Origin of the sequence: Rhizobium sp. RAF56 (genome assembly GCF_052113965.1) — a bacterium.
Classification (GTDB): Bacteria; Pseudomonadota; Alphaproteobacteria; order Rhizobiales; family Rhizobiaceae; genus Rhizobium.
Genome location: NZ_JBFRDU010000077.1, coordinates 1 through 7358, shown reverse-complemented (window position 1 = coordinate 7358; position 7358 = coordinate 1). Strand labels below are relative to the sequence as shown.

Here is a 7358-nt window from a genome sequence, read left to right as displayed (position 1 = left end):
AAAGGTGAAGCGGCATGAGCAAGTTCCACACGCTCCAGATCCTGCGCGGGATTGCGGCGAGCATCGTCGTTGTGGATCACGCCTACCTCCGCCAGTTGGAATGGAGCACTGTTCCCGGCACTTACAGCACGCTCGCACAATTTTCCGGAACGCTGGCGGTTGCAGTTTTTTTCGTGATCAGCGGCTACATCATGATTGCCAAGTCGGGCCAGCAGTTTGGGCAAACGGSTGCGGCGTCAGACTTTCTCATGAAGCGCATCATCCGCATCGTTCCGCTGTACTGGACGGCAACGCTCCTCGAACTCGCACTGCGCTATCACAAGGGTGCGCATGTTGATCCGTGGGCGGTATTCGCATCGCTGCTCTTCTTGCCGATGGGCGTGCCGGCCGGCGGCTACATGCGTCCTCTTTTGGGCGTCGGCTGGACGCTTAATTATGAGATGTTCTTCTACGTCATATTCGCGGCCGCCCTGCTGTTCGGCAAACGGATCGGCCTTTCTTTCCTATTGTCCACGCTCGTCGCGTTAGTCGCTTTCGGTGCGGCGTATAAACCTCTGACGGACACCGGTCCGCCGCACACTCTGTTTGGCTATTGGACCGATCCGATCCTTCTTCTCTTCGCTGCAGGCGTGGTCATCGGACTTTTTCCGGCGTTTTTTGCCGGCTGGGAGCAGCGCATAAGGCATCCGATCCTTATAACCCTGGCACTGCTTGTATTTTGCCTGTCGGTATTCCTTGCCGGCAAATTTGCCTTTCCGCTGCATCTGGGTTGGCAGCTGGCCGGATGGACAATTTGCGTGCTTGCAGTGGGCTTCTGCATCTTCGGTCGGCAATCCCTCGACAGCGGGTTTGCCGGCGCGGCCAGCCTGCTGGGCGACATGTCCTATTCGCTTTACCTCTTCCACTTCTTCTCAATCGTAGCCGTGGAAAAGGTCTGGTGGCTGCTGTTCGGCAAGCAATTCTCGACCGTCTTCGTTTTCGCCGCTTATGCCGGCTCCGTTGTCTCGGCCTATGCAATCTATCATTTGATCGAACTGAATTTCGTGCGTTTGGGCCGGCGGGACAAGGGTGGTGGGCGCGGTGAAGCTCTCGCCCATCTGCCTCAAACAAACGCAGCCGAAAATTCTGGAACGATGACACAAAGTCATCCTCAGCCGCGCACGCTCTGGACCAGATGAAACGAGCGCTATCGTTGGGGCCGGCATCCAGAGGTATTGGAGTCGCTCATGGAAGACAATCGCTACGTCGCCACTCCTCATCGAAATGGCACTTGGACGGTCGTGGATACCGCGACTGGAGAGGACGTAGAGGCCAGCGGGATAGTGATGCTCTTCCTAACCGAGGCTCTGGCTGACGTTCTAGCGGAGATGCTCAACACGGATCCTCTCTCTGGCGACCCGCAAGACCAGCGCGACGCCAGTTCCCCACGGTCCAACTCGATAATCTACGGTCATTTTCAGTCTAAGAAAGGTTAGCTAACGCTGCCCAAAGCGGAGTGAGGGTGGCACCGAGGATCCTGCCGGATCCTCGCGCCCAGATAGCCGATCCATAACGAACATTCGCAGCGGCTGCGCTCATTTGCTTTGGCCCAATATTTGACGACCTGAGAGCCTTACCGGCTGAGAGTGATGATGATAGAATCGTCGTATGCGCAAACAAGCATACGGTAGCGGAACCCACCTGGGCAGTTTGAGGGCGGCGCTAGTGACGTCAGCTCTCTTCATTACTACCCAAGCGCAGGCGACCGATTCCTACACTGCCCTGTCGCACGCCGTAGTCCTCGCCACCGTCTCGCCCGATCTAATCGACACGACTAAGATCGACCCAAGGCCTTTTGCCAGGTGTTTCAAGGCTCTAGGTCTAACTGAGAACGACCTCAAGGCCACCATCAAGGCTGGTACTCCTGGACCGCGTGTCAAGCGTTGCTTCGACAGCCTCATTGGTCTGTAGATATAGCGACGAGTGGACCAACTCGTTGACGTTCATATGGCTATTCTCGCGCACTGAGCGAGCTGTTGTACCAACTTAACTGTCCAAAATGTGCTCACCTTCCCGCTTGCCTATCAATGTTTACAGGCTTGGAGACGTCGGAGTTTACGACACTCGATCATGCGAGGCGCAAAAATAGACGCCTTCAGTGTAATATCCCGAGAATACTGCCGTTGGTGAGCCAGGAAAGGATCGCGATGCTAGGCAATCTCCTATCCCTTGTTACCGTGCTATCCTGTCGCTTCTTCGCGGCACCGGGTACCTCCTTGCCGCAACAGGCCTGCATAGCTTGCTATTGCCCCTGCGCGGACAGGCGGAGGGCTTTTCCAACGGCGTCCCTCGGACTGCTCGGAACAGCGTCGTTATCGGCTGCATCTGGCACCGCGACTTGTTCGCCGGATCGGACACGTCCGCGCGTTCGGCACCTTTGCGGCGTCTAGTGCGATCTACGCGGCCTGGCTGTGCCTTTGCCGGTCCTGCAACAACATTACGACCGCGAATACTCTGAAAGAGCCATTGGTTTGCCTCGAATGCAAAAGCAACCAAGTCACGCTTTGATGATTCGTCTCTGGCGACCGATGGCTTAGCAGAGAGAGGGGACATCATGTGGGACGACCTCAGCCCGAACCTCACATCCTATCTGTGTCGTCAATGCGGGACCTACGCTATGGTCTACGAGAAGAGCGGCAGGTCTTGCGGCTAAGTGGCTGGCTAAGGCAGGCGCAGCGCTAACGCTTCCACCGCAAGCGTGCCCATAACAGGAATTCCTTGTGGCAGCGGTTGATTGAAGGAAACCAGCGGTTTGGCTGGCCCAGGTGGCTCTTGTTTTATTGCGGCGCTGGAACTTTTGCGAAAAGTCTAACGTTTAAGTGGCTCTCAAAAACCCATTGCGACGACGAGAGGCTAGCAATGAGGACCCCTAGAGCCCCAAGAGCCAACAAAACACTTCAGATGATCGTCACGGATGAAACCGCATACGCGACTATTCTGGCCCAAAAAATCGCCCGCGATGCGAAAACCGCCCGACTTCGTGAACTACGAATAGCTCGGGAGGCGGAGCTCACGGCAGAAGGCTCAGCTAAGAAGTAAGGGTGGGCCGGCGCAGGCGGGATGATAGTTGAACCTCCCTGGGCGAGCGAAGAGGGGCCGCTGCGCCCGCACAACCCTCTTTTCTTTGCCTATAGAGCAAAAGCCCTACAAAACAGGTCTTCCTACTGCCAAAGAGGTAGCTCTAGGTGGCTCACCTGGAAAGTTTTCCTTAACCATGCCCGCGCTAGATTTGAGCGGACGAGACCGGATGGCAGGAAGTAGTCTCCCTCGACTCCCCACGTCACACACCGGACCTGTGTACGCACCTGCAAGGGCGAGTTTAAGAATGCAGCTCGCCCTTTCTCTTGTTCGATTTCGCACAGTCGCTTGTGCGCTGGAACAAAATGCAAGACAACCAGTTCTGAATGCGGGCCGCGGGCAGGATTCGATCCGCCATAGCATCACCGCACCCCTTCCATACCGGGATGCTCGCGGCCCACCATGACCTAGCGAGGACGACATGGGCGGAACGAATAGAATCTATAGGATGATCGCCACGGACGAGGCCGCATACACCGCTATTGCGGCTCAAAAGCTCGCCCGCGATGCTAAAACCGCCCGCCTTCGCGAACTGCGGGAAGCGCGGGAGGCCGAGCTCGCCGCCAAGGGAACCAGCTCGAGCGCATCGAGCACTAAGACTTTCCGATAATTTCTTCCGCTAGCCAGATCATGCTAACAATAGCCTCGGCGCGACCGGGCGCCATTGAGGTAACCGAACTTGCCTCTCTCCTACGGTCTCCCGCCACTGCCGGATCGGGTGGCGCACCTACCAGGGCGAGCTTGTCTCCTCGACGCTCGCTCTTTCTTTGTGGCCATCAGGCTCCGCACGGAAACATCCGCTCCAGTCCGGGCAACGCATACAAACCGAAATCGGCGAGAAAAGCCGTATCCTCAGTGCCGTTGTTGTCTGCGGCTATCGCGGCGAACACGAGGTCAACGTTAATGGCGACGTTGTTGGGCGGGCACCACGACCTCGCGCTGCCTAGCTCGTTCTGCGTGATCAACCCCCTGATCACTCCCTGGATATAAGCAGTGACGACCGGATCCTGTCCGTAGAGCGTCCTGGCATCGCCAAGCCTGGTCACCGCTATAAGGCGATTCGCATCCTCTTCAATCTTCGTAGTATCTGCCCGAGCCACTCCCGGAAACACCAGGCCGAGCACTAAAGCCATGGCTAGCCGCATTGTCGTTCTCCTAGCAGCATGCCGGCGCGTCAACCTTAAGGACGTCGCCGATGGAAACTTAGAAGGCAAAAAAGCCCGATTTCAGGCTAGGCCAAGTTCACCCCAAAGCGTCAACATACGACAGCAGCAGAGCGCAGCACTTTCTCATAGATAGAGCGACACATAGAGACTTCAGACGCGATCCTGTGCTCTCCGATATAGCCCTCGCTCTCACATCGCGCTCTATGAAGAACAGGCAAAAGCGATTGATTGAAACTCCGATGGTACACCAGTGTTAGCTCAATTGCGGGTTCGCATACTCCAGAGGTAATCGAGACAGCCCGTGCCAGAAGATCGCATCGCCGTGCTCTCGTCGAGGATGAAGCGCTATTGCGGATGTGGCTTCTATCAGGGAATTGGTTTGCGCCTAGATCGACGATTTGGACCGCCAGCCGCTGGACCAAGGAAGCAGCCAAGGGCTGGATCGGCTCAGACCGTACCCCTGCCGGCTTTGCCCTATTTCCCAAGGATATTGCGATGCCGCCCCGCGAATGGGCCGAGCGATTCTTCAACGTTGTCCGCTGGACAGAGATGGAAAAGGGCGGCCATTTCGCCGCGTTGGAGCAGCCAGCGGCGCTTGCTGAGGATATTCGCGCCTTCTTCCGCCCTTTGCGATAAATCAATCCCGCTATCCGCAAACGGACCCTCCAGGGAAGCTGCCAACACGATCAGCGCGGCTCGCTGCCTGAGGCCGGGGCACCACCGCTTCCACTTGGAGACGGAGATCGATCCGTGGCCTCGGGAGGACGGCTGCCGCCCGCGGCCGGATTGTTATCAAATGTGCCGGCGCCGGACGGTTCTGCTGTAGCAGAGCCGGTTGCCAGGGAGCCTGTCGAGCGAGAGTCAGTATCAATGCGCTCTCCCCAAAATTCGACGGCGCCCCACGCGATCATTGCCAGAATTAACCCGCCGATCAGAACCGCGAGCACAGGCTTTCCAAGGTTTCCCTGCCGCGCTTTGGTCGCGGTTTCGTTGACTATCCCCTCTTGAGCCTGGGAACGGTTGTTGTTTCGATCGTTCTGCATGAGTTCCACCTTACAGCGTGGTTGCCATACCAACAAACCCTATGAAAGCCGACAAGTTCCGACCGTCTGATCGATCCTGCTATCATGGCGGGAACCAATCACCTGCTGACGACTCCGGGCCTGTCGGCGGCCCGTGTTGTCAGGCAACCGCAGGGATCCATCCAGTGACAACGTACAGGGGCCTACCCTGAACGAGCCGGCACCAAGTGAGGAACAAATTCATTCGCTTCCGTCCGCAAGGCTTTGCCTGCGGCTCGAAGATCATTTCGCAATTCGGGATAAATCTTACGAGCCCTGTCGCATTGAAAGCCCCACCCTGGCCTTCCTCTTGGCTGTCTCAGCAATGAGACACTTTGTCCCCATGCCAGCTAGATGGAGACCGCTTTTCAGGCCATGCCAATCGCGGACCTACTAGCTCCGTAGATAAGTCGGCGCGATCTCGTGCTCCTTTTCACGGGGGCTTTGCTCGTTCTGGAAGTTCCGCCGTGCGACGCCCGACCACTGGCGGATCAATGCGCCACGTTAGCCCATGGGCGGCGGGGATGATTTCAACAAGATTGAGTTCCCTCGGAACATAGATCTCTAAAATCGGTTTTCGCCTATACCAAAAAACCCAGGAGGCAAGCATGTTTTCGAGGATCTTAGCAATTTCGATTTTAAGTCTTGGGATTGCAGCAACTGGCGCGTTAGCTGAAAACAGCAGTGGAAGCGGCGGTACGAAGGGCAGCACCAGTTCGCCCGGTGGCAACGCTGGCTTGGCGAGCCCTTCAGATCAAAAGGGCAGCCCTAAAGCCGTCGATCCAAACTCCACCGGCAGCACCAGCGCCCCGAACTCCCATGGCAAGTCGCAAGACTGCAATGGGATCTCGACAAACAAGAATACCACCGCCATGAAGACCGACCAGATGAACAGCAGCAAATCGACGGATTGCCGCTAAGTGTCGCTGCAAAATGGCCGCGGTAGCATGCGGGTCCTTTTGTAGGGACGTATCAATTGGCGACCTGCGATATTTGAGCAAAAACGCTGCATCCATGGTACTTTCAGAGCCGCCGCCCAATACTTGTCGGCGGCGGTATCGAACCACAGCCGCCGTTGGTAGGGTGCGCTAGTTCGCTCAAAAATTCTATTCAGATTTCTCTGGATCCGGTTGCTGGATGGTGCTCGGTGGCTCCCCACCCTGTTGGCCTCCTCATCGCATTCCCCTACGATAACGTTGCCCGACCGCGGCAGAACCCGGCGCGCCAGTATCCCTTCCATGCATCTCGGCAAATGCCATGTTGATCCCATCAAGTTCGGTTGGCAAGACCGACGGCGGCAGAGTGCGAAAGCCTGAACCTCTTCGAAACCGGACACTTTTCGACATCGCCCAAATGAACAGAATTGCCACAAAGTAGCCGCTGCAACAGGCCGATTCCTGACCTTCACGGCAAGAATGTTCGCTTTTCGTGTGGTGTCCTCCCAGCGGACGGTCGGCCATCCGGCCCCAAACCGGCCATTCATGCGCGGGTCATCGCGCGGTTCGAACGGGCGCGCGAGGCGTTTTTCATTTTCTTAGTTTCTGATATCGTCCGGCGCTCGAACGGGAGTAGGCGTAATGTTCGTGGCGAGTTTGGTTCCGGGCAACCTCTATTGGGCCAGGTCTTTAAAATATTTCGACGGCAAGATCACGGTTGTGGAGATCTCCACCGTGTTCGGTGAGGATCCCGAATTTTGGACAGTCGCGGTTCTCGGTTCCGACCAGCATTTCATGCCAGGCGATTTCGAGATATTCGCGCCTGTCGAACCCCCAGTAGCGTTTCCAATGCGCCATGCCGTGGAGTAGCGCCGCGAGCGCTGCTCTCAGTTCGACGCTCGAGTGGCGGCAATGCCCCCCTAGATCGTCTTATACGCCAACTCGCTGACCTCGACTCTTTGGCCTTCCCAAAACGCGGTGAATCTGAATCTCTGGGGCAAACTGGAGGTTTACGATGCGACCGGGGATTTCGTTACGTGAAGATTTTGATGGAGAAGGTCTCCGGCGTCTGTCGCGGC

Annotated in this window: 6 protein-coding genes and 1 pseudogene; 5 read left to right on the top strand and 2 right to left on the bottom strand. The window is 56.9% G+C overall.

What is annotated here, in order from left to right:
• The first annotated feature begins 14 nt into the window (after positions 1-14).
• Both AB4048_RS28250 and AB4048_RS28245 read left to right on the top strand, forming a co-directional pair.
• Positions 15-1178, top strand: a complete 1164-nt coding sequence (locus AB4048_RS28250; RefSeq protein ID WP_442205267.1) for an acyltransferase family protein — start codon at positions 15-17, stop codon at positions 1176-1178.
• 1025 nt (positions 1179-2203) lie between these two features.
• Positions 2204-2442, top strand: a pseudogene (locus AB4048_RS28245) (MFS transporter); the annotation flags it as partial.
• Between the two features lie 1451 nt (positions 2443-3893).
• On the opposite strand, the gene AB4048_RS28240 reads toward AB4048_RS28245, so the two are convergent.
• A complete protein-coding gene (locus tag AB4048_RS28240) occupies positions 3894-4262 on the bottom strand; it encodes a hypothetical protein (protein WP_442205266.1) in 369 nt (122 codons plus the stop codon).
• 249 nt (positions 4263-4511) lie between these two features.
• Between AB4048_RS28240 and AB4048_RS28235 the strand changes: the two genes are divergently transcribed.
• Positions 4512-4919, top strand: coding sequence for an alpha/beta fold hydrolase (locus AB4048_RS28235; protein ID WP_442205265.1), 408 nt, complete (start codon positions 4512-4514; stop codon positions 4917-4919).
• A 50-nt stretch (positions 4920-4969) separates the two neighbouring features.
• Here the strand turns inward: AB4048_RS28235 and AB4048_RS28230 are convergent, their stop codons facing one another.
• Positions 4970-5326: a hypothetical protein gene (locus tag AB4048_RS28230; RefSeq protein ID WP_442205264.1), complete on the bottom strand. Its 357-nt coding sequence runs from the start codon at positions 5324-5326 to the stop codon at positions 4970-4972.
• Positions 5327-5952: 626 nt separating this feature from the next.
• On the opposite strand from AB4048_RS28230, the gene AB4048_RS28225 reads away from it, so the two are divergent.
• Entirely contained in the window at positions 5953-6264 is a 312-nt protein-coding gene (locus AB4048_RS28225; RefSeq protein ID WP_442205263.1) for a hypothetical protein, read from the top strand.
• Between the two features lie 657 nt (positions 6265-6921).
• Positions 6922-7149 (top strand): hypothetical protein, encoded by a 228-nt coding sequence (locus AB4048_RS28220; protein WP_442205262.1) that lies wholly within the window; start codon positions 6922-6924, stop codon positions 7147-7149.
• Positions 7150-7358: the final 209 nt, after the last annotated feature.

Coding starts and splice junctions, on each gene's coding strand:
- AB4048_RS28240 (WP_442205266.1), bottom strand. CDS start 4,262: ATGCGGCTAGCCATGGCTTTAGTGCTCGGCCTGGTGTTTCCGGGAGTG.
- AB4048_RS28230 (WP_442205264.1), bottom strand. CDS start 5,326: ATGCAGAACGATCGAAACAACAACCGTTCCCAGGCTCAAGAGGGGATA.
- AB4048_RS28220 (WP_442205262.1), top strand. CDS start 6,922: ATGTTCGTGGCGAGTTTGGTTCCGGGCAACCTCTATTGGGCCAGGTCT.
- AB4048_RS28225 (WP_442205263.1), top strand. CDS start 5,953: ATGTTTTCGAGGATCTTAGCAATTTCGATTTTAAGTCTTGGGATTGCA.